Below are 20073 nucleotides of genomic sequence, written 5' to 3'. Positions count from 1 at the left end.
AGAGCAGCTGCAACCTCACAAGCCGGTTGAGGACAGAGCTCGGCGCTGCGCGCCTTCGGCCTGTCCCTCAAGGTCATCAGTTGCTGCCATGACAGACCTTGTACTTGCGACCGGACCCGCAAGGGCACGGGTCGTTGCGGCCCACCTTGGGCGTGTCGCGGCGGATGGTCTCCACGCGGTAGCGCTCGGCCTCGGTCAGGTCGGACAAGTCCGCGACCGTGGCGACCATCTCCTCGATGGCGTCGTCCAGGTCCTTCAGCGGATGCTCGCGGTTCAGCGTCGCGACGACTTCCTTCTCCTCGTCCGTCTCGGCCGGCAGGTGGCGGTACAGGCGCGCCAGCGCCGCGGAGACGTCGTCGTTGGGCATGTCGGCCAGCTCGGGGAAGCACAGCGCCGCATGCTGGAAGCCGGCCACCCAGGGCATCAGCGAGCGGGAGATGGAGCCCAGCGCGTCGTAGCTGGCGCGCGCCGAGCGCTCTTCCTCGCTGGCGTCCTCGGGCAGCGGGTCGGGCTCCTGGCCGTCTTCGACGTCCAGGACGACGGGATCGAACCAGCCGTCCTCGGCCAGGCCACGGCTCAAGGCGGCGTGGCGGCGTTCGACGAGCTGCGTGAGCCGGTCCAGCCAGCCGGCATCGACCGTCTCCGGCAGCAGGCCGCCGTCGTAGTCGAAGATGTTGGGCAGCCACTCGTCCGCCTCGATGAGACGCGGCTGCACGATGACGCCACACAGGTAGCCGTCCAGCATGGACGCGTCCAGCGGCTGCAGCGGCTCGGGCGTCGCGGCGAGGAGTTCGTCGAGTTCGGCGAACTCGGCGTCGGTGAGGTCTTGGGTGGTGCTCATGCGGGCATTGTCCGCCCAGCCGGCCTCAGGTCGCCCGCACGACCAGCTCGGTCGGCATGATCTCGCTGGCCGCGCCCTGGCCCGCGATCAGGTCCAGCACCTTGCGCGCCAGCAGCACGCCGCCGTGGTGCCAGTCCTGGCGCACGCTGGTCAGCGGCGGCGCGAAGCTCTGCGCGGCGGGCGAGTCGTCATAGCCGATGACGGAGACCGCGTCGGGCACGGCGAGGCCGGCGTCCGTGAAGGCGCGCACGGCGCCCATGGCCAGCAGGTCGCTGGCGGCGAACAGGCCGTCGGGCGGCCTGCCGCCTTTGGTCAGATGCGCCAGATGCGCCTTCACGGCCGTGAAGCCGGCGCCGAAGGTGAAGGCCGCGGGCGTCAGCGTCTGCGTCTTCAGCCCGGCCTTCTTCAGCGCCTTGGCAAAGCCCTGCTGGCGATCGCGGATCTCGGCGTGGCGCACGTCGCCGAGGAAGAACAGCTCGCGCCGGCCCAAGGCGATGAGGCGCTCGGCCGCGCTGGCGCCGCCGTGCGCGTTGTCGCCACCGACGACGACCGAGTCGCTGCGGCCATGCTCGGCACCCCAGACCACCAGCGGCAGGCCCATGGCCGCGGCCGACTTGACGGCCGAGCCGTTGGCGCCCTGGCCCAGCAGGATGACGCCGTCGGCCGACGCGGCCATGCCCTGGCCGGGGCCTTGCAGCGCTGACAGCAGCACGCTGTAGCCGCGCGAGGTCAGCTCCTGCGTGATGCCGCCCAGCAGCTGCAGCGGGTAGGCGTCCGTCATGGGCCGGTCGGTGTCGGGCTGCATCTCCAGCATGACGGCCACCATGTGGCTGCGGCGCAGCCGCAGGTTGCGCGCATGGTGGTTGAAGCGGTAGCCGGCGGCCTCGGCCAGCGTCTTGATGCGCTCGCGCGTGGCCGGCGTGACGGAGGGGCTGTCGCGCAGCGCGCGCGAGACCGTGATGGTGCTGACGCCGGCGAGCGCGGCGATCTGCTCCATCGTGACCGGCTTGCTCTCCGTCATGCCGCCTTCTGCTCCAGCACGTAGTTGGCCCCGTCGTACTGGCCCAGGCGCTCCACCAGCACCGGCAGGCATTCGGCCAGCTCGTCGTGCAGCGTGAACGGCGGGTTGACGACCAGAATGCCGCTGCCCAGCATGCCGTAGCCGCGCTCGTCCGCCTGTGCGACGGTCAGGCGGGCGTGCAGCCAGCCCTTCTTGGCGCCGGCATCGGCGCTGGCCTTCAGGCGCGCCGCGAGCTGCGTGGACTCCAGCAGCTGCAGCTGCGGGTACCAGATCATGACCACCGTGTCGGCGGCGCGCTCCAGCGCCTCGCGCAGCGCGGTCAGCACCTTGCCGTAGTCGGTCTTGATCTCGTAGGACGGGTCCATCAGCAGCGCTGCGCGGCGCGTGGGCGAGGGCAGCTCGGCCTTGATCGCCGAGAAACCGTCGCGGTCGCTGACCTGGGTGTTGGGGCGGCTCTCCAGGTAGCTGGCCAGGATGCGGTGGTCGGTCGAGTGCAGCTCGTAGACGCGCAGCCGGTCGGTCTCGCGCAGCAGGAAGTTGGCGATGGCCGGCGAGCCCGGGTACTGGCGCAGCTGGCCGTCGGGGTTGAAGGCGCGCACCAGGCTCATGTAGTCGGCCAGCGGCGCGGGCAAGTCCTTGCGGTCGTAGAGCTTGGCGACGCCCTCGCCGTACTCGCCCTTCTTCTGCGCGTAGCGGCCCTCCATCGAATAGCCGCCGGCGCCGGCGTGGGTGTCGATCAAGGTGTAGGGCTTGTCCTTTTCACCCATGTAGCGCAGCACGCGGGTCAGCACCAGGTGCTTGAGGACGTCGGCATGGTTGCCGGCATGGAAGGCGTGGCGGTAGGCGAGCATGGGTGGATTGTCGCTAACACACCCCCATCAACCGCGCTGAACCGGGGAAAGCGGTGAGGGGGCTAGCCTTGCGGCCATCGATTCCATCCCCATTTCGCCCGTCATGCCTACCCTTTTCGACCCCCTCCGCCTCGGCGACATCCAGCTGGCCAACCGCGTCGTCATGGCACCGCTGACGCGCAACCGCGCCCGCCAGCAGACGCCCCACGACCTGCATGTCGAGTACTACCGCCAGCGCGCCAGCGCCGGCCTCTTGATCACCGAGGCGACGCAGATCCGCCCCGATGGCCAGGGCTATTTCGACACGCCCGGCATCCACACGCCCGAGCAGATCGCCGCCTGGAAGCAGGTGACCGACGCCGTGCACGCCGAAGGCGGCAAGATCGTCGTGCAGCTGTGGCACGTGGGCCGCATCTCGCTGAACAGCCTGCAGCCGGGCGGCCAGCAGCCGGTGTCGTCCACCAACCGCGCGGCCAAGACCAAGACCTACGCCGCCCATGGCGAGCTGGTGCCCACCGACGTGCCGCGCGCGCTGGCCACGCACGAGATCCCGCAGCTGATCGCCGACTACGTGCAGGCGGCCAAGAACGCCATCGCGGCCGGCTTCGACGGCGTCGAGATCCACAGCGCCAACGGCTATCTGCTGGACCAGTTCCTGCGCGACAGCGCCAACGACCGCACGGACGAGTATGGCGGTTCCATCGAGAACCGCGCCCGCCTGCTGATCGAGGTCATGACGGCCGTGGCCAACACCATCGGCGCGGGCCGCACGGCGCTGCGCCTGTCGCCGGTGACGCCCAGCAACGACATCGGCCAGGACAGCAACCCGCAGGCCTTGTTCAACCACGTGGCGGAGCAGCTCGCGCCGCTGAAGCTGGCCTTCCTGGAGGTGGTGGAAGGCGCGACCGGCGGCGCACGCGACGTGGCACCGTTCGACTACGCCGAGCTGCGCCGCCGCTTCAACGGCCCGTGGATCGTCAACAACGGCTACGACCGCACGATGGCGCTGGACGCCGTGGCCAGCGGCCATGCCGACGCGGTGGCCATCGGCCGGCCCTTCATCTCCAACCCCGACCTGGTCGAGCGCCTGAAACACGACCTGCCCTGGACGCCCTTCCAGAAGGAAACCTTCTACGGCGGCGGCGCCGAGGGATACACGGACTATCCGGTCGCCACGCCCGAGCTCAAGCGGGCCTGAGTCCGCCCGCAAGCCTGTCGAATCTCCATATGCAATCCATATCGAGATTCGACCTTGGCGATATTTGACGACTGAAGGCGCCGTCTCTACTGTTCGGACCGTCGCGCGACGACCCAGAACAAATTGGAGACAACCCATGAACAAGCGCCTTCTGGCGCTGGCCTTGACGACGTCACTGGCCAGCCTTGCCGCGCCCGCCCTCGCGGCCGACCCCATCAAGATTCTCTTCGTCGGCAACAGCTACACCTTCGGCCGCGTGGACCCGGTGATGAGCTACAACGCCGCCGCCGTGCACGACCTGACGGCCGGCTTCAACGCCATCAACCCGACCGGCACCAACAGCTACCCGGCCGGCACCGTGGGCTTTGGCAGCTTCGAGCCCCACCCCTGGGGCGGCGTGCCGGGCATCTTCAAGAAGATGACCGACCAGGCCGGCCTGGCCTATGACGTGTCGCTGTCCACCCGCAACGCGGCCTCGCTGCGCGGCCAGTTCCTGAACACGGCCAACAGCGACTGGAACCTGCGCGGCAACGTCGCCAGCCAGACCTGGGACACCGTCGTGCTGCAGGAGCAGAGCGACGCCGCCCTGCCTGTAGGCAAGGGCAAGAACGCCAACCTGGCGACCTTCAACGCCTACGCCGATCAGTTTGAGCGCTTCATCCACAACGGCGCGGCGCAGAGCTACAAGGAGGCCGACCTGTTCGGCGGCCTCTCGGCTTGCATGGCCACCGGGCTGAGCCAGGCCAGCTGCAACACCACGCGCAACATTGCCGCCAACGCGCACGCCAGCGCGGCCACCAAGGTCTACCTGGAGCAGAGCTGGGCGCGGCCCGACATGGTGGAGGCGCACAAGATCACCAAGCCCGACCTGACGACCGCCGACGGCCGCCCCATCGTCGACACCGGCAGCGCCGGCGGCGCGGCCACGCTGTACTACGACGCGCTGGCCGGCATGACGACCGACCTGCACAGCTCGTTCTACGGCAAGGCCATGTCCAACACCGGCTTTGCCGGCGTGGTGCCTGTGGGCGACGCCTTCCAGCGCGCGGTGGACCAGGGTCTGGCCCAGGGCAGCGGCTTCTACGGCGCGGACGGCACCTTCGCCGAGACGGCCGGCGCGCTCAACCTGTGGTGGCTGGACCGCACGCATGCCAGCAAGTACGGCTCGTACCTGAGCGCGCTGACCTTGTTCGGCAGCATCACCGGCCACGACCCGCTGACGCTGGGCGTGGGCGAGCAGGCGGCCATCGACCTGGGCATCAACGCGAGCACGGCGCGCGCGCTGCAGCTGGTAGCCAGCCAGCAGCTGGGCTTCGCGCCGGCCGTGCCGGAGCCGCAGACGCTGGCGATGCTGCTGGCCGGGCTGGGCGTCGTCGTCTCGCGCGTTCGCCGTGCCCGCGGCGCGTGAAACCTGCGGGGCGAGCGCCGGGCCGCTCCCAAGCCGCCCCCTCGGGGGCGGAGGCCGGACACAGGGCGTCCAGTGGACGGGCTGTGCCTGACGAAGCTCTGCGGCCGCTGGCCGCGGAACGGTCCCGGCCGAGGCATTCCTTGGCCGAGGGGTTCCATTTCAGGACTGGAAAGCGCCGGGGTGCCGCGCCGGCCCGCTGATGGCCACGCTGCCATGCGGATGCCTGTACTCGCGTGAGGGGCTGAGCTTCAGCCCCTCGGCCTCGCCCATGTCCTGCGCCTTGCCGCGCAGGCTGGAGTCGGGCCTGAGGCGGAAGTCCTCGCGCGCCGCGCGCACGAACTCGTCCCAGTCGGCCGCGAAGTTGGCGCGCCGCGTCCAGTGGCCCTCGGCCGCCAGCTTCGGGCTGCCGACGAGCAGGTTGTTGGCCAGCACCACCTCGGTCTGCGGCGGCGTCACGCGCAGCCAGATGCCGCCGCTGGGCTTCTGGTCCACCAGCGTGTTGTGCACGAGATGGAGCGCCTGCTTGGCCCATTTCGCGCCCTCCACGCCGAAGGAGATCACGTGCGGGTTCTCCGTCGTGGAGCTCTGCATGATGAGATTGCCCATGACGACGGCCACGCCGCCGTTGGGAAACTCCAGCTCGTAGCTGGCGCGCCCGCCGATTTCGTCGGTCAGGCGGTTGTAGAGGATGTGGTTGACGGCCGCACGGCTCTTCAGCAGGTGGCCCAGCACGCCGTTGTGGAAGTAGCTGCCCGTCACGGCCAGCCGCTTGATGGCGCCCACGTAGAGGTTGTGCGTGAGGCCGCTGCGCAGCGCGATGGCGCCGAAGTCGCAATCGACGATGTCCAGCTCGACGGCCTCGTCGTTGGACGTCAGCACGCCGTTCTCGTTGTCGCGGAAGCCACAGTCCACGAGCGTCAATGAGCCGGCCTCGACACGGATGCCGGCGCCGTTGCGGTCGGGCACCGCGGCGCCGATGAAGTCCAAGCCCTCGATGCGCATGCGCTGGCCGGTCGTCACGAACGTGCCCTTGCCCTGGGCATGCGCGCCGGCCGCGATGGCGCGCACGCGGCCCCCCACGGCACGCAGCGTCAGCCCGTGCTGCGGCCAGGTGGCCACGTCGGCCACGTAGTCACCGGCGTCGACCTCGATCAGCGTGCCGTCCCTGGCCTGGCGCGCCGCCGCGGCCAGCGACTTGACGGCGCGCTGCGGGCCCACCTGCAGCACCGGTCCGGCATGGGCCGGTCGCAGCGACAAGGGCATCAGCCCCGCCGCGACCAGCAAACTGCGGCGGCGCGTCATGCCTGCTTCTTCATCTTCGCCTTGAACAGCTCGACGATGCCGACCTCGCGCGGGCCCGGCAGCAGCTCGAAGGTCTCGCCCGCGGCGATCGTGCCCTCGCGCTTCACGGCCAGATAGAAGCCGCAGTAGGCGCTCTGCGCCATCAGCTTGGCGGCCTGGCCAAAGCCCATGTGGGCGCTGAACTTGAAGCAGGGGTAGCGCGGCTCGGAGACGACCAGCTCGCAGTCCGGGAAGCGCAGCACATCGCCGATCCAGGCCTGGCTCTCCAGCAGGCCGGAGATGGTCAGGTTCTCGCCGATGTCGCCCGGTTGCAGCGCACCCGCGACCTTGGCCTGGCCGCGCACGGTGCCCCAGAACGCGTAGTGCTCCTGCGGGTAGGCATAGACGGCCTTGGCGAGGCCGCCGTGCACGGTGGGGTCGGCCTGCTCGTCGCCGTCCAGGCCCAGCGGACCGACGGCGATGCGGCTGTCGCGAGCGCGTTTTCGGATCGCGGAATCGAGCTGCTGGCCCGAGGTCGCAACAAAGTGTTCGACGCGGGCGGTGTTGACGCTGAGCAGGTGCATGGCGGCATTGTCCAAGAGGCGCGGTGAGTCATTTCGGCGTCTTGGCCTACAAAGTGAGTTGTAACGCCCATCTAGGCTTGGCCGAAAGTCTGAAAGGGAGACACATGACTGCACTCGACAGTGGTGCGAGGGTGTGGGCGGGTCTGGCCGTCACACCTTCCAGTGAGTTGATGTTCATCGTCGGCGTGCTGCTGGCCGGCGCGTTGGCCGGCGAATTCATTGCCGCGACCACGCGGCTGCCGCGCGTGGTCGGCTACACGCTGGCCGGCTGCTTCGCGGCCGCCTTCGGCCATGGCGTGGCCATGCCGCTGGGCGGCGCCGCACAGACGGTCACGGACCTGGCGCTGGGCCTGCTGCTATTCGAGATCGGCAGCCGCGTGCACCTGCGCTGGCTGGCCCGCAACCCGGGCCTGGCCGCCACCAGCCTGGCCGAGGCGCTGCTCAGCGCCGTGGCCGTGGCGCTGGTGCTGCGGCTGTTCAATGTCGGCTGGCAGACGGCCGTGGCCTGCGCCATCCTGGCCATGCCCGCGCCGGCCGCCGTGTCGGGCCGCGTCGCGATGGAACTGGGCGCCGAAGGCCAGGTCACGCAGCGCGCGACGGTGCTGACCGCGCTGAACACGCTGTACGCCGTCGTCGCGCTGACGCTGATGCGCACCTGGTGGGCGGCCGACGACGGCGGCAGCCTGCCGCAGGCGCTGGCGGGCCTGGCCATCTCGCTGCTGACGACGCTGGGCGTGGCCGCACTGCTGGCCGCCGCGACATTCCTCGCGGCGCGCCGGCTGGACCTGCGCAACGAGAGCGCGGCGCTGCTGCTGTTCGGCCTGGTCGCCTTCGCCATCGTCGCGGCGCGCGCCATCGGCGTGTCGACGCTGCTGATGCCGCTGCTGGCCGGCCTGCTGCTGCGCAACACCAGCGAGCGGCCCTGGGTGTGGCCGCGCCATTTCGGCACGTCGGGCGGCGCGCTGGTGCTGATGCTGTTCGTCATTGTCGGCTCGGCCTGGACGCCCAAGATCCTGGTGGCCGGCGGCTTCGCGGCGCTGGCGCTGCTGGTGACGCGCTTCCTGGCCAAGGCCGTGGCCATCGTCGCGCTGTCGCCCTGGGCGCGCAGCAGCTGGCGTCAGGGCCTGGCGCTGTCCATCACGATGACGCCGCTGTCGGCGACGGCGCTGGTCATGCTCAGCGAGCTGATGCGCGCCGAGCCCGAACTGGCGGCCGGTGCCGTGCCCATCATCCTGGCAAGCATCGCCGTGCTGGAGTTGATCGGGCCCATCGCCGTGCAGTTCGCGCTGCGCCTGGCGGGCGAGCTGCCGCCGGCACCCAAGCGCGCAACGCGCAACAAGGAGGGCAGGTGATGAGCCTGGGAGAGTTTGCGAAATCGCAGCCGCTGACGCTGGGCGTCGAGCTGGAGCTGCAGATCGTCAGCAGCGACGACTACGACCTGGCGCCCGTCTCGGGCGACCTGCTGCGGCTGATGGAGAAGCGCAGCATCCCGGGCGACGTGAAGCCCGAGATCACCAGCAGCATGATCGAGCTGGCCACCGGCGTGTGCACGGGCTTCGGCCAGGTGCTGTCGGAGCTGGGCCAGATCCGCGACGCTCTGGTGGACTGCGCCGAGCAGCTGGACGTGGGCCTGTGCGGCGGCGGCACCCACCCTTTCCAGCACTGGACGCGCCGGCGCATCTTCGAGACGCCGCGCTTTCACGAGCTGTCGTCGCTGTACGGCTACCTGTCCAAGCAGTTCACCATTTTCGGCCAGCACGTGCACATCGGCTGCCCCAGCGCCGACGAAGCGCTGGTGCTGCTGCACGGCATGAGCCGCTTCATCCCGCACCTGATCGCGCTGGCCGCGTCGTCGCCGTTCGTGCAGGGCGAGGACACGGGCTTTGATTCGGCGCGGCTGAACTCGGTGTTCGCCTTCCCGCTGTCGGGCCGCGCGCCCTTCGTGCAGACCTGGGACGACTTCGGCAGCTTCTTCACCAAGATGACGCGCACCGGCGTCGTCTCGGGCATGAAGGACTTCTACTGGGACATCCGCCCCAAGCCCGAGTTCGGCACCATCGAGGTCCGCGTGCTGGACACGCCGCTGACCATCGAGAAGGCTGCCGCGCTGGCCGGCCTCATCCAGTGCCTGGCGCGCTGGATCAGCGTGGAGAAGCCGTTCAAGCTCAGCGAGGACGATTACCTGCCCTACACCTTCAACCGCTTCCAGGCCTGCCGCTTCGGGCTGGACGGCACCTTCGTGGACCCCGAGACCGGCGAGCACCGCGTGCTGCGCGACGACCTCATCCACGTGCTGACCAAGCTGGACAGCCATGCGGGCGACCTGCACGCCGAGGCCGCGCTGCAGTACATGCGCCGTGAGATCAACGGCGCGGGCAACGACGCCGCCTGGCTGCGCGGCATCGAGGACGAGAACCACCTGCTGCCGGAGATGGTGCGCCGCGCCACCCGGCGCTGGCACGGGCGTTGAGGCCTCAGCGGCCGGCCTGGCGCAGCGTCTGCAACAGCATCTGCTGCAGGCTGTCCACGGCCTTGTTGCCCTTGGACGCCGGGCTGCGATAGACGGCCACTTCCATCGGTGCCAGCGGGCCCAGCCCCTGCTCCAGGCCCAACACCTGCAGGTGCGGCGGCGCGCTGCACTGCGTCAGCGCCGCGATGGCCAGGCCGCTCTCGACGGCGGCGATCTGCCCCGCCAGGCTGGAGCTGTTGTAGACCACCTTGTAGGGCCGGCCCTGCAGCGCCAGCGAGTTGATGGCGCTGCGCCGTCCCAGGCTGGCTTCCTCGTAGACGGCGATGGGCAGCGGGTTGCGCGCCCAGACGTCGAACTGCGCCGCACCGACCCACACCATGGGCTCGTGGAACAGCAGCGTGCCGCGCCGGGCGTGGTCGCGCGACACCAGCGCCAGGTCCAGCTCGCCGCGGGCCACGCGCGGGATCAGCGCCGTCGATTGCTCGCAGTCCAGCTGGATCTCCACGCCGCCATGCCGTGGCGCAAAGCGCTTGAGCACCGGCGTCAGGTATTTGCTGGCGTAGTCGTCCGGCACACCCAGGCGCACGACGCCCGAGATGGCTTCGCCCTGCAGCGCTGCCTGCGCTTCGGCCTGCAGGTCCAGCATGCGCCGGGCGTAGCCCAGCAGCGTCTGTCCTTCGTGCGTCAGTGCCAGCTGCCGCGGCCCGCGCAGCAGCAGCGCGTGGCCCACGGCGTCCTCCAGCTTCTTCAGCTGCATGCTGACGGCCGACTGCGAGCGGCTCACCTCGGCCGCAGCCGCCGACAGCGAGCCGGCGTCCACCGTGGCGACGAAGCACTTCAGCCAGTCGATCTGCAGGTCGCGCATGGTTTCGAAAACCTCATGGATGCCCAATGAATTATGAGCTTTTCGATTTCAGCAGACGGCCGCAGAGTGGCGTCATGCCGTCCCCTTCGTCACCCGCTCCCCTGGACGCCCGCGCCGGCGGCCTCATGACGCTGCTGTGCCTGGTCTGGAGCCTGCAGCAGATCTCGCTGAAGGCGGTGGCGGCCGACGCCAGCCCCCTGCTGATGGTGGCGCTGCGCTCGCTGATCGCGCTGGCGCTGCTGGCCGCGCTGATGCGCCGCCGCGGCGAGGCACCGCAGCGCGATCGCTGGGCGCCGGGCCTGCTGGCGGGCGCGCTGTTCGCGCTGGAATACCTGCTGGTGGCCCAGGCGCTGCAGCTCACGCACGCGTCGCACGTGGTCATCTTCCTGTACACCGCGCCGCTGTTCGCGGCACTGGGCCTGCACCTCAAACTGCCAGCCGAGCGGCTCGGCGCGGTGCAGTGGGCCGGCATCCTGCTGGCCTTCGGCGGCATTGCCGTGAGCTTTCTGGGCGGCGCTGCGGGCGACTGGTCGCCGCTGGGCGACCTGCTGGCCCTGCTGGCCGGCGCCGCCTGGGGCGCCACGACGATCACCATCCGCTGCTCGCGCCTGGCCGCCGCGCCGGCGCCCGAGACGCTGTTCTATCAACTGCTGGGCGCGGCCGCCTTGTTGCTGCCCGCGACCTGGCTCAGCGGGCAATGGCACTTCGAATCCTCGGTCGCCGTCTGGGCGCATCTGGGCTTCCAGAGCCTGGTCGTGTCGTTGGCCAGCTTCCTGGCCTGGTGCTGGCTGCTGCGCCGCTACCTGGCATCCCAACTCGGCGTGTTCTCCTTCCTGACGCCTTTCTTCGGCGTCGCGCTGGGCATGTTGCTGCTGGGCGAGCGGCCGGCGCCGAGCTTCCTGGCGGGCAGCGCCCTGGTGCTCTCCGGCATCGCGCTGGTCGGCGGGCAGGCCAGTGTGACGCGCTGGCTGGCGCGGCCGCGGCGCGCGCCGTCTCCCCACCTGCGCTGAGCGACCACGACGCCCGAGCGCGCCGTGGCTGCCGAGAGGCTTCGGCCGTCAGCCGATGCGGCGCCGCCGCGACAGGAGCCCCACCACGCCCAGCCCGGCCAGCAGCAGCGCGTACGGCCCCGGCTCGGGAACCGCGCTGATGGACAGGTCGAGCACGGCGTCGCGCACGGCCGTACCGGTGGCCACCAGGTGGTAGGTTCCCGGGCCGATGGCGCCATTCAGGCTGGAAATGGCGAACCCGCCGAGCGCGCCGGTGAACGCGTCGCTGAACACCAGCGTGTTGCTGGCGTCGAGGATGTCGATGTTGACGCCGATGAGGCGCGGCCCAGGGCCAGTCGCCGTGGAGATTTCCCACGCCGCGCGCCCCGTGAGGCCGGTGACGCCAGCCCCCAACGTGAAGGTGATGCTCTGCAGCAGCGCGCCGGTTTCCTGCGTGACCGTGGTGTCCAGCATCAACGTGTCGCCCGAGAGGAACGGTGTCGCCAACGTCGCCGACGCGTTGAGCACGTTGAACTCCACCACTTTCGTCACGGCATGCGCCGGCAACGCCAGCGCGGCGACCAAGGTCGCGGCCGATGCCAGCGCTGCCTTCTTGAACCCTGCAAACCCAGCCATCGCACTCTCCTGTTCGCACATCCAGGCGCCCAGCACCTCGCCGGGTTCCAAGCTGGAAAACTTAGGTGGCGACAAGGTGCGATCAAACTTCACTACTAGGGGAGTCCCCCCATCTGCGGGTGCCGGGCGCGCCAGTTGCTGGACAAGCCGCTCAGCAGAAAGACAGCGGCGGCTTCGTAACCCAGTTGCGGCAGATTTCACGCAGTCTTCGCGTAAACCCCAGGCCCACTTCGCCACTGCCGTGAGCCTGGCGCCCAGGCCCGCATGGCGTTATTCCTGTTTTGCATGACCCCACTGATCCCGGTGGTTACGGCGTGATTACATTGGATTCGACAATCCGCCTCCCGCGCGAGGTGTGCTTGGGCCAGCTTGCCGCAGCTGGCCCAAACACATCACCATGATCGGAGCTCCCATGAACCAACCCGCGATGCAGGGCTTGCGCCTGAACCTGCCCGCCTATGTGAAGAACGCCCGGCTGATCGCCTGGGTGGCCGAGATCGCGGCCCTCACCGAGGCCGCCGACGTCTACTGGTGCGACGGCAGCGCCGAGGAGTACCAGCGGCTGTGCGACCAGCTCGTCGCCGCAGGCACCTTCAAGAAGCTCAACCCCGAGCTGCGCCCCGGCAGCTACCTGGCCAATTCCGACCCCAGCGACGTCGCTCGCGTCGAGGACCGCACCTACATCTGTTCCGCCCGCAAGGAAGACGCCGGCCCGACCAACAACTGGATGGCCCCGGCCGAGATGCGCGAGCTGCTGCAGACCGGTGACAAGGCGCTGTTCAAGGGCTGCATGCGCGGCCGCACGCTCTACGTCGTGCCGTTCAGCATGGGCCCGCTGGGCAGCCCGATCGCCCACATCGGCGTCGAACTGAGCGACAGCCCCTACGTGGCCGTCAACATGCGCACGATGACGCGGATGGGCCAGGCCGTCATCGAGCTGCTGGGTACCGACGGCGACTTCGTGCCCTGCGTGCACACGGTCGGCGCGCCGCTGCAAGCCGGCCAGGCCGACGTGTCCTGGCCCTGCAACAAGACCAAGTACATCGTCCACTACCCCGAGACGCGCGAGATCTGGAGCTACGGCTCGGGCTACGGCGGCAACGCGCTGCTGGGCAAGAAGTGCTTCGCGCTGCGCATCGCGTCCACCATGGGCCGCAACCAGGGCTGGCTGGCCGAGCACATGCTGGTGCTGGGCGTGGAAAGCCCTGCCGGCAAGAAGATGCACGTCGCCGCCGCCTTCCCCAGCGCCTGCGGCAAGACCAACTTCGCGATGCTGATCCCGCCTGCTGCGTTCAACGGCTGGAAGATCACCACCATCGGCGACGACATCGCCTGGATCAAGCCGGGCGCCGACGGCAAGCTGTACGCGATCAACCCCGAGGCCGGCTACTTTGGCGTCGCCCCCGGCACCAACTCGCACACCAACCCCAACTGCATGGACAGCCTGCAGCGTGACGTGATCTTCACGAACGTGGCGCTGACCGACGACGGCGACGTCTGGTGGGAAGGCATGACCGACACGCCGCCGGCCCACGCCATCGACTGGCAGGGCAAGGACTGGACGCCGGCCATCGCCAAGGAGACGGGCGCCAAGGCCGCCCACCCGAACGCGCGCTTCACCGTCGCCGCGACCAACAACCCGGCGCTGGACGCCAACTGGGACAACCCCGCCGGTGTCGCCATTGACGCCTTCATCTTCGGCGGCCGCCGCTCCACCACCGTGCCGCTGGTGACCGAGGCGCGCGACTGGACCGAAGGCGTCTACATGGCCGCGACCATGGGCAGCGAAACCACGGCCGCCGCGGCTGGCCAGCAGGGCGTCGTGCGCCGCGACCCGTTCGCGATGCTGCCGTTCATGGGCTACAACATGGCCGACTACTTCCAGCACTGGCTGGACCTGGGTGCCAAGCTGCAGGCCTCGGGTGCCAAGCTGCCGGCCATCTACTGCGTCAACTGGTTCCGCAAGGGCGCCGACGGCAAGTTCGTCTGGCCCGGCTACGGCGAGAACATGCGCGTGCTGAAGTGGATGCTGGACCGCCTGGAAGGCACGGGCGGTGGCCAGGAGCATGTGTTCGGCGTGACGCCCAGCTACGCCGACCTGAACTGGGACGGCCTGGACTTCTCGCAGGAGAAGTTCGACACCGTCACCCGCATCGACGCCGCCGAATGGCAGGCCGAGATGAAGCTGCACGACGAGCTGTTCGCGCAGCTGGCGCAAGGCCTGCCGGCGCAGCTGCCGGCGACCAAGGCCAGGATCGAAGCCCGCCTGGCCGAATTGGGCTGAGCCCCGCCGGCACGGCCAGAACGGGCGCCTGAGGGCGCCCGTTTTCATTGCGCCGCCGCTGGCCGCATGACTCTGCACGAGCGGGATCGAACCGCAATCGATGCCATCGATGTCACTCACGCACCACATTGGTATTTACCCAAATGACATCGATAACATTTGTCGTCAAAGTCCAGCCCATCGAAAGTCGATGGCCGCCGCGCCGGCTTTCGGGACGTACAACAACCACCGGAGACATTCCATGCAAAGCACTCAGGCCGCGTCGCGCACCGGCGCCCGCTTCCGTCCCCAGTTGATCGCCCTGGCCGTCGCCGCCCTCTGCGGCACCGCATTCGCGCAGGACAGTGCCAAACCCGCCGCCACCAAGGCCGCCGAATCGCCCGAGGTCAAGGAACTCGACGCCGTCGTCGTCACCGGCACGGCCCGCCGCGAAGGCGTGCGCAAGCTGGAGGCGGGCTTCTCCATCACGACCGCCACTGAAGAGCAGATCAAGCAGGCCGCCCCCACCAGCACGGCCGACATCCTGAAGACCGTGCCCGGCATCTTTGTCGAGACCTCGGGCGGCCAGGCCGGCGCCAACATCCGCGTGCGCGGCTTCCCGACACCGGGTGACGGCCCCTACTCCACCTTCCAGCTCAACGGCGCGCCGCTGTACCACCTGCCCACGCTCTCCTTCTTCGAGCACTCGCAGCTGTTCCGCCTGGACGACACGATCGACCGCATGGAAGTGCTGCGCGGCGGCCCCAGCCCCATCTTCGGCAGCGGCCAGCCGGGTGTGACGGTCAACTTCATCCAGAAGGACGGCCGCAACCCCGAAGCCAGCCTGCGCGTGACGACCGGCACCGGCAGCCTCAAGCGCATCGACGGCGTCTACGCCGGCAAGCTCAGCGACGCCTGGAACATCATGGTCGGCGGCTTCTGGCGCCAGAGCGACGGCGTGCGCGACACGCAGTTCCCCGCCGACGACGGCGGCCAAGCCAGCGTGGTGCTGAGCCGCAAGCTCGACGGCGGCAGCCTGCAGCTCTATGCCCGTGCGCTGCGCGACCGCAATGCCTTCATCACGGCCATCCCGGTCGTGGGCGGCAGCGACGGCAAGAGCGTGTCCAGCTACCCGGGCTTCAATGCCAGCAAGGACTATTTCTACGGCAATGAGCTGCGCAACATCGTGCTGGAGACCGGCCGCGCGACCGGCCGTACGCTGCCCAACGGCAAGCCCGAGATCCTGCGCAGCACGGTGACCAAGGACCTGGCCGACGGCCGCGGCGCCGACGTGCAGACCTACGGCGCCAACCTCGACACCAAGCTGGGCGACTGGACGCTGACCAACAAGCTCAGCCACACGACCGGCGACACGCCCACCTACGCGCTGTTCTCTGGCGCCAACCCGCAGACGCTGTCCAGCTACATCACGTCGCAGGTGACGGCCGCCAACGCCGATGCGGCCGTCGTCGCCGCGGCCGGCGGCGTGGCCACCACCGGCACCGCCACCTTCACGAACGGCGGCGGCGCGGTGGCGAGCACGACGCCGGTCATCGTCAACGGCATGTGGGCCGTGGACAAGGCGCTGCGCTCGACCAGCAACGAGACCCGCCTGTCGCGCGAAATCACCCCGGGCAACAACCTGACGGTCGGCCTGTACCTGGCCGGCTACAGCTCGCACGATGTCTGGACGCTGGGCCAGGCGCAACTGATGACGGTGCAGTCGCATGCCCGCCTCATCGACGTTCAGCTGGACAACGGCGTCAAGGCCTCGCGCAACGGCTACGTCACACCGCCGTTCTCCTTCAACCTCGATGCGAACTACAGCGGCAACACGCACGCCTTCTTCATCGCCGACGAATGGCAGCTGACGAAGGAATTGCGCGTGGACCTGGGCGCGCGCCGCGAGACGCAGCGCATCACCGGCACCATCGCCAACGTCAGCAACGGCGACCTGGATGCCGACCCGACGACGATCTACAACAACAACCTGTCGTACTTCAACGGCACCAACACGCTGATCGACAGCAAACTGACGCGCAACTCCTTCACCGCCGGCGCCAATTACGCCTTGAGCCGCGAGTTCAGCGCCTTCGTGCGCGTGAACAAGGGCCACCGCCTGCCGGACTTCGACGTGCTGCGCGGCCGCGGCGCCAACGAGACCAAGGATTCGGTCGAGGACATCACGCAGTACGAGATCGGCCTGAAGACCGCGACCAAGCTGTACAGCGCCTTCCTGACGGCCTATGCCAACAAGTTGACCAACTCGCAGACGCAGCAGTTCACCAACGCCGGCAACGTCGTGCTGCGTCCCAACAGCAAGGCCACGGGCGTGGAGTTCGAGCTGGCGCTGCGCCCCGGCTATGGCTTCGAGATCGCCGCGACCGGCAACTTCCAGGACGCCAAGTACAAGGACTTCCAGCAGTTCACCGGCAACCGCGTCGAGCGCGCACCGAAGTTCCAGGCGCGGCTCACGCCCAGCTGGCAGACGCAGACCGGCTTTGGCCAGCTGCGCACCTTCGCGACCTTCAGCCATGTCGGCGAGCGCTTTGCCGACCAGACCAACACGCTGAAGCTGCCGGCCTACCGCACCATCGACGCGGGCGCCGTGTTCGCGATGGACAACGGCCTGGAAGTGCGCCTGACCGGCACCAACCTGACCAACAAGATCGGCCTGACGGAGGGCAACTTCCGCGTGCCGGGCCAGGGCGTGGGGCAGGACGGCGTGTTCCTCGCGCGGCCCTTGTTCGGCCGGGCCTACGAGCTGAGCGTCGGCTTCCAGTTCTGACGCGCCAAGATGGCGCAGCCTGAACTCAACGCAGCCCTCGACATGACACAACCTTCCACCTTGCCGGCGGTGCCCCTGTCGAGCGGCGGCCTGCGCATCAGGCTGGCCATCATCCTGACCTACATGCTGTTCGGCGCGCTGCTGAACAGCGTCGGTGCGGTCAACCTGCTGGTCGTGCAGACGCTGGGCGTGCCGCGCGCCGAGGCCGCGCTGCTGGACGCGTGGAAGGACTTGCCGATCGCGCTGACGTCCTTCCTCGTCGCCTCGCTGCTGCCGCGGCTGGGCCTGAAGCGGTCCATGCTGCTGGCCGTCGCCGCGGTCGGTGCGGCGTGCGCCGCAATGCCGGTGCTGTCGGCCTTCTGGGCCATCAAGCTGCTGTTCGCCACGCTGGGCGCGGGCTTCGCGCTGGTCAAGGTGTCGGCGTATTCCATGATCGGCCTGGTCACCCATGACCGCGCCGGCCATGCGCGTTTCACCAACCTGCTGGAAGGCCTGTTCATGGTCGGCGTGCTGGGCGGCTTCCTGCTGTTCAGCAATGCCGCCCACGCCGAAGGCACCGGCTGGCTGCAGGTCTACCCGGTGCTCGCGGCGATCGCCGCGGCGGCCTTCGTGCTGCTGCTCGTCAGCCCGCTGGACGAAGGCCCCATCCAGTCGCCCGGCACGACGCTGCGCGAAGACCTCGTCGCGATGGCGCCGCTGCTGAAGATGGGCCTGGTCGTCGTCTTCCTGCTGTCGGCCTTCCTGTATGTGCTGATCGAGCAAGGGCTGTCGACCTGGTTGCCCAGCTTCAACAACGAGGTGCTGCACCTGCCCACGGCGATGAGCGTGGGCCTGGCGGTCATCATGCCGGCCACCACCGCACTGGGGCGGCTCACCAGCGCGGCCGTCATCGGCCGGCTGGGCTGGTTCGCGGTCGTCATCGCCTGCCTGGTCGGCATCGCGGCGCTCATCCTCGTGGCGCTCCCGCTGTCGCGCGGCGCCGCGCCGCTGACCGGCGACGTCGGCTGGCTGAACGCACCGCCCGCGGCCTACCTGCTGCCGCTGACGGGCCTGCTGCTGGCGCCCATCTACCCGGCCATCAACTCGGCCATGCTCAGCGCGCTGCCGCAGCGCCAGCACGCGGCCATGACCGGCCTCATCGTCGTCTTCTCGGCGCTGGGCGGCACGCTGGGCAGCTTCATCACCGGCCGGCTCTTCGTCGCCTTCGACGGCGCCACCGCCTTCGCCCTGCTGCTGGTGCCCGTCGCGGCGCTGGCCGTCTCGCTCACCCGGCTGCGCCGGGCTCTCTCCTCATGACCCCCTCCCGTCCGCGCGACCTGGTCGCCGCCGCGCCCGTTCACGCCGTCGCACCCGCCGCACAAGAGACGGCGGCCACACCGCACGAGCTCTATGGCGAGCTGTTCGTCGCCGTGCAGATGACGCGGGTGTTCGGCGACGGCAAGAGCTTTGTCGACGCGCGCCCCAAGACCGCGCCGGCGCTGATCCGTGCGCGCTTCGAGGCCGAGCGCCGCCTGCCCGGCTTCTCGCTGAACGACTTCGTGCACGCTCACTTCGTGCTGCCCGGGCATGACACCGCCGTCGGCCCGCGGCTGGGCATCCGTGAACACATCCAGGCCCTGTGGCCGCTGCTGGTGCGCGAGCATCGCGACGCCGCCGACGGCGAGAGCCTGCTGGCGCTGCCCCGGCCCTATGTCGTGCCGGGCGGGCGCTTCCGCGAGCTGTACTACTGGGACAGCTACTTCACGATGTTGGGCCTGGTGGCGGACAGCCGGCGCGACCTGGCCGAGCACATGCTCGCCAACTTCGCGCACCTGATCGCCACCCACGGCTTCATTCCCAACAGCAGCCGCAGCTACATGCTGAGCCGCTCGCAACCGCCGTTCTTCTTCAAGATGGTCGAGCTGCTGCACGTCGACGACCCGGCCGCCGGGTTTGCCACCCACCTGCAGGCGCTGACGGCCGAGCATGCTTTCTGGATGGACGGCGAGGCCACGCTGACCCCTGGCCAGGCCCACCGCCGCGTGCTGCGCACCGCCGATGGCGCGCTGCTGAACCGCTACTGGGACGACCGCTGCACGCCGCGCGAGGAGAGCTGGCGCGAGGACGTGCTGACGGCCGAAGCCGGCGGCCGCACGCCCACCGACGTCTGGCGCGACATCCGCGCCGCCGCCGAGAGCGGCTGGGACTTCTCCGGCCGCTGGTGCGCCGACCCGGCCGACATCGCCACCATCGAGACGACAGCATTGGCGCCGGTGGACCTAAACGCGCTGCTGGGCGGCCTGGAGAACGCCATCGCGCTGGGCGCCGCGCGCAGCGGCGACACGGCCACGGCCCAGGCCTTCGAAGCGCGGGTCACGAACCGGCGCCGGCTGCTGCAGACCCGGCTCTGGCGCGCCGACGTGGACCACTTCGCCGACCTGAACTGGCGCGACCCCGCCGACCCGCGGCCGCTGACCGCCGCCGCCCTGGTGCCGCTGTACCTCGGCCTGGCCACCCAGCCCCAGGCCGACGCGATGGCGGCCCAGGTGCAGCGCCACCTGCTGGGCGCCAACGGCCTGCTGTCCACGGCGCTGGTCACCGGCCAGCAATGGGACGCCCCCAACGGCTGGGCGCCGCTGCAGTGGATGGCCGCGCTGGGCCTGGCCCGCTACGGCCACGCGCGCCTGGCCCGCGACATCGCCGAGCGCTGGTGCGCCAGCGTGCACCGCGTCTACCTGGCCACCGGTCGGCTGCTGGAGAAATACGACGTCGCCGAGGACCGGCCCGGCGGCGGCGGCGAGTACGAGACCCAGGACGGCTTCGGCTGGACCAATGGCGTCTTCGTCGCGTTCAAGGACGGCCTGCTGCAAGCCGCGCCCCCCTGATCCGAAGGCCTGAC

The 20073-nt window shown here is 69.6% G+C and carries 16 protein-coding genes; 9 read left to right on the top strand and 7 right to left on the bottom strand.

Features of this window, described 5'->3' with window-relative positions; all coding sequences use genetic code 11:
• Positions 1 to 76: 76 nt before the first annotated feature.
• The 3 genes from AC1D29_RS16265 to AC1D29_RS16255 are packed head-to-tail and all read right to left on the bottom strand — an operon-like array spanning position 77 to position 2713.
• The gene (locus tag AC1D29_RS16265; protein ID WP_477899197.1) at positions 77 to 841 is read right to left on the bottom strand and encodes a UPF0149 family protein; all 765 of its coding nucleotides are present in this window, start codon (positions 839 to 841) and stop codon (positions 77 to 79) included.
• A gap of 25 nt (positions 842 to 866) precedes the next feature.
• The gene (locus AC1D29_RS16260; RefSeq protein WP_477899195.1) at positions 867 to 1862 is read right to left on the bottom strand and encodes a substrate-binding domain-containing protein; all 996 of its coding nucleotides are present in this window, start codon (positions 1860 to 1862) and stop codon (positions 867 to 869) included.
• Complete coding sequence (locus AC1D29_RS16255) at positions 1859 to 2713, bottom strand: 23S rRNA (adenine(2030)-N(6))-methyltransferase RlmJ (protein WP_477899193.1); 855 nt, start codon at positions 2711 to 2713, stop codon at positions 1859 to 1861. Before AC1D29_RS16255 ends, AC1D29_RS16260 begins: the two co-directional genes overlap by 4 nt.
• Positions 2714 to 2816: 103 nt before the next feature.
• Between AC1D29_RS16255 and AC1D29_RS16250 the strand changes: the two genes are divergently transcribed.
• Positions 2817 to 3911: an alkene reductase gene (locus AC1D29_RS16250; protein ID WP_477899191.1), complete on the top strand. Its 1095-nt coding sequence runs from the start codon at positions 2817 to 2819 to the stop codon at positions 3909 to 3911.
• Between the two features lie 136 nt (positions 3912 to 4047).
• Positions 4048 to 5319, top strand: a complete 1272-nt coding sequence (locus AC1D29_RS16245; protein ID WP_477899189.1) for a PEP-CTERM sorting domain-containing protein — start codon at positions 4048 to 4050, stop codon at positions 5317 to 5319.
• Between the two features lie 159 nt (positions 5320 to 5478).
• On the opposite strand, the gene AC1D29_RS16240 is transcribed toward AC1D29_RS16245, so the two are convergent.
• Complete coding sequence (locus AC1D29_RS16240) at positions 5479 to 6621, bottom strand: right-handed parallel beta-helix repeat-containing protein (protein WP_477899187.1); 1143 nt, start codon at positions 6619 to 6621, stop codon at positions 5479 to 5481.
• The gene (locus AC1D29_RS16235) at positions 6618 to 7184 is read right to left on the bottom strand and encodes an MOSC domain-containing protein (RefSeq protein ID WP_477899185.1); all 567 of its coding nucleotides are present in this window, start codon (positions 7182 to 7184) and stop codon (positions 6618 to 6620) included. The genes AC1D29_RS16240 and AC1D29_RS16235 overlap by 4 nt, the downstream gene beginning before the upstream one ends.
• A 104-nt stretch (positions 7185 to 7288) precedes the next feature.
• Between AC1D29_RS16235 and AC1D29_RS16230 the strand changes: the two genes are divergently transcribed.
• On the top strand, positions 7289 to 8536 hold the full coding sequence (locus AC1D29_RS16230) for a cation:proton antiporter (protein ID WP_477899183.1): 1248 nt from the start codon (positions 7289 to 7291) through the stop codon (positions 8534 to 8536).
• Entirely contained in the window at positions 8536 to 9654 is a 1119-nt protein-coding gene (locus tag AC1D29_RS16225) for a YbdK family carboxylate-amine ligase (protein ID WP_477899181.1), read from the top strand. Before AC1D29_RS16230 ends, AC1D29_RS16225 begins: the two co-directional genes overlap by 1 nt.
• 4 nt (positions 9655 to 9658) lie before the next feature.
• Here the strand turns inward: AC1D29_RS16225 and AC1D29_RS16220 are convergent, their stop codons facing one another.
• Positions 9659 to 10519 (bottom strand): LysR family transcriptional regulator, encoded by an 861-nt coding sequence (locus AC1D29_RS16220; protein ID WP_477899179.1) that lies wholly within the window; start codon positions 10517 to 10519, stop codon positions 9659 to 9661.
• Between the two features lie 74 nt (positions 10520 to 10593).
• Here AC1D29_RS16220 and AC1D29_RS16215 point away from each other — a divergent pair, with 74 nt between their 5' ends.
• Positions 10594 to 11529 carry a DMT family transporter gene (locus tag AC1D29_RS16215; RefSeq protein WP_477899177.1) on the top strand — a complete coding sequence of 312 codons (936 nt, stop codon included), beginning with the start codon at positions 10594 to 10596 and terminating at the stop codon, positions 11527 to 11529.
• Between the two features lie 48 nt (positions 11530 to 11577).
• Here AC1D29_RS16215 and AC1D29_RS16210 read toward each other — a convergent pair whose 3' ends face one another.
• Positions 11578 to 12195, bottom strand: a complete 618-nt coding sequence (locus AC1D29_RS16210) for a PEP-CTERM sorting domain-containing protein (RefSeq protein WP_477899175.1) — start codon at positions 12193 to 12195, stop codon at positions 11578 to 11580.
• Positions 12196 to 12556: 361 nt separating this feature from the next.
• Here AC1D29_RS16210 and AC1D29_RS16205 point away from each other — a divergent pair, with 361 nt between their 5' ends.
• The 4 genes from AC1D29_RS16205 to treF all read left to right on the top strand — a co-directional run bounded on the left by AC1D29_RS16205 (position 12557) and on the right by treF (position 20059).
• On the top strand, positions 12557 to 14428 hold the full coding sequence (locus AC1D29_RS16205; protein ID WP_477899173.1) for a phosphoenolpyruvate carboxykinase (GTP): 1872 nt from the start codon (positions 12557 to 12559) through the stop codon (positions 14426 to 14428).
• 241 nt (positions 14429 to 14669) lie between these two features.
• Complete coding sequence (locus AC1D29_RS16200; RefSeq protein ID WP_477899171.1) at positions 14670 to 17195, top strand: TonB-dependent receptor; 2526 nt, start codon at positions 14670 to 14672, stop codon at positions 17193 to 17195.
• A gap of 42 nt (positions 17196 to 17237) precedes the next feature.
• A complete protein-coding gene (locus tag AC1D29_RS16195) occupies positions 17238 to 18491 on the top strand; it encodes an MFS transporter (protein WP_477899169.1) in 1254 nt (417 codons plus the stop codon).
• Positions 18488 to 20059 (top strand): alpha,alpha-trehalase TreF, encoded by a 1572-nt coding sequence (gene treF, locus AC1D29_RS16190; RefSeq protein WP_477899167.1) that lies wholly within the window; start codon positions 18488 to 18490, stop codon positions 20057 to 20059. Before AC1D29_RS16195 ends, treF begins: the two co-directional genes overlap by 4 nt.
• The last annotated feature ends 14 nt before the right edge of the window (positions 20060 to 20073 follow it).

It is taken from the genome of Roseateles sp. P1_C6, from assembly GCF_056406315.1.
Note: the sequence above shows the minus strand (reverse complement) of the source record. Positions and strands in the feature narration are given on the sequence as shown.

What these genes read in the sequence shown, in the direction of transcription:
- AC1D29_RS16260 (WP_477899195.1), bottom strand. Translation starts at nt 1,862, where the DNA reads ATGACGGAGAGCAAGCCGGTCACGATGGAGCAGATCGCCGCGCTCGCC.
- AC1D29_RS16265 (WP_477899197.1), bottom strand. Translation starts at nt 841, where the DNA reads ATGAGCACCACCCAAGACCTCACCGACGCCGAGTTCGCCGAACTCGAC.
- AC1D29_RS16195 (WP_477899169.1), top strand. Translation starts at nt 17,238, where the DNA reads ATGACACAACCTTCCACCTTGCCGGCGGTGCCCCTGTCGAGCGGCGGC.
- AC1D29_RS16200 (WP_477899171.1), top strand. Translation starts at nt 14,670, where the DNA reads ATGCAAAGCACTCAGGCCGCGTCGCGCACCGGCGCCCGCTTCCGTCCC.
- AC1D29_RS16245 (WP_477899189.1), top strand. Translation starts at nt 4,048, where the DNA reads ATGAACAAGCGCCTTCTGGCGCTGGCCTTGACGACGTCACTGGCCAGC.
- treF (WP_477899167.1), top strand. Translation starts at nt 18,488, where the DNA reads ATGACCCCCTCCCGTCCGCGCGACCTGGTCGCCGCCGCGCCCGTTCAC.
- AC1D29_RS16235 (WP_477899185.1), bottom strand. Translation starts at nt 7,184, where the DNA reads ATGCACCTGCTCAGCGTCAACACCGCCCGCGTCGAACACTTTGTTGCG.
- AC1D29_RS16230 (WP_477899183.1), top strand. Translation starts at nt 7,289, where the DNA reads ATGACTGCACTCGACAGTGGTGCGAGGGTGTGGGCGGGTCTGGCCGTC.
- AC1D29_RS16255 (WP_477899193.1), bottom strand. Translation starts at nt 2,713, where the DNA reads ATGCTCGCCTACCGCCACGCCTTCCATGCCGGCAACCATGCCGACGTC.
- AC1D29_RS16220 (WP_477899179.1), bottom strand. Translation starts at nt 10,519, where the DNA reads ATGCGCGACCTGCAGATCGACTGGCTGAAGTGCTTCGTCGCCACGGTG.
- AC1D29_RS16240 (WP_477899187.1), bottom strand. Translation starts at nt 6,621, where the DNA reads ATGACGCGCCGCCGCAGTTTGCTGGTCGCGGCGGGGCTGATGCCCTTG.
- AC1D29_RS16250 (WP_477899191.1), top strand. Translation starts at nt 2,817, where the DNA reads ATGCCTACCCTTTTCGACCCCCTCCGCCTCGGCGACATCCAGCTGGCC.
- AC1D29_RS16215 (WP_477899177.1), top strand. Translation starts at nt 10,594, where the DNA reads ATGCCGTCCCCTTCGTCACCCGCTCCCCTGGACGCCCGCGCCGGCGGC.
- AC1D29_RS16205 (WP_477899173.1), top strand. Translation starts at nt 12,557, where the DNA reads ATGAACCAACCCGCGATGCAGGGCTTGCGCCTGAACCTGCCCGCCTAT.
- AC1D29_RS16225 (WP_477899181.1), top strand. Translation starts at nt 8,536, where the DNA reads ATGAGCCTGGGAGAGTTTGCGAAATCGCAGCCGCTGACGCTGGGCGTC.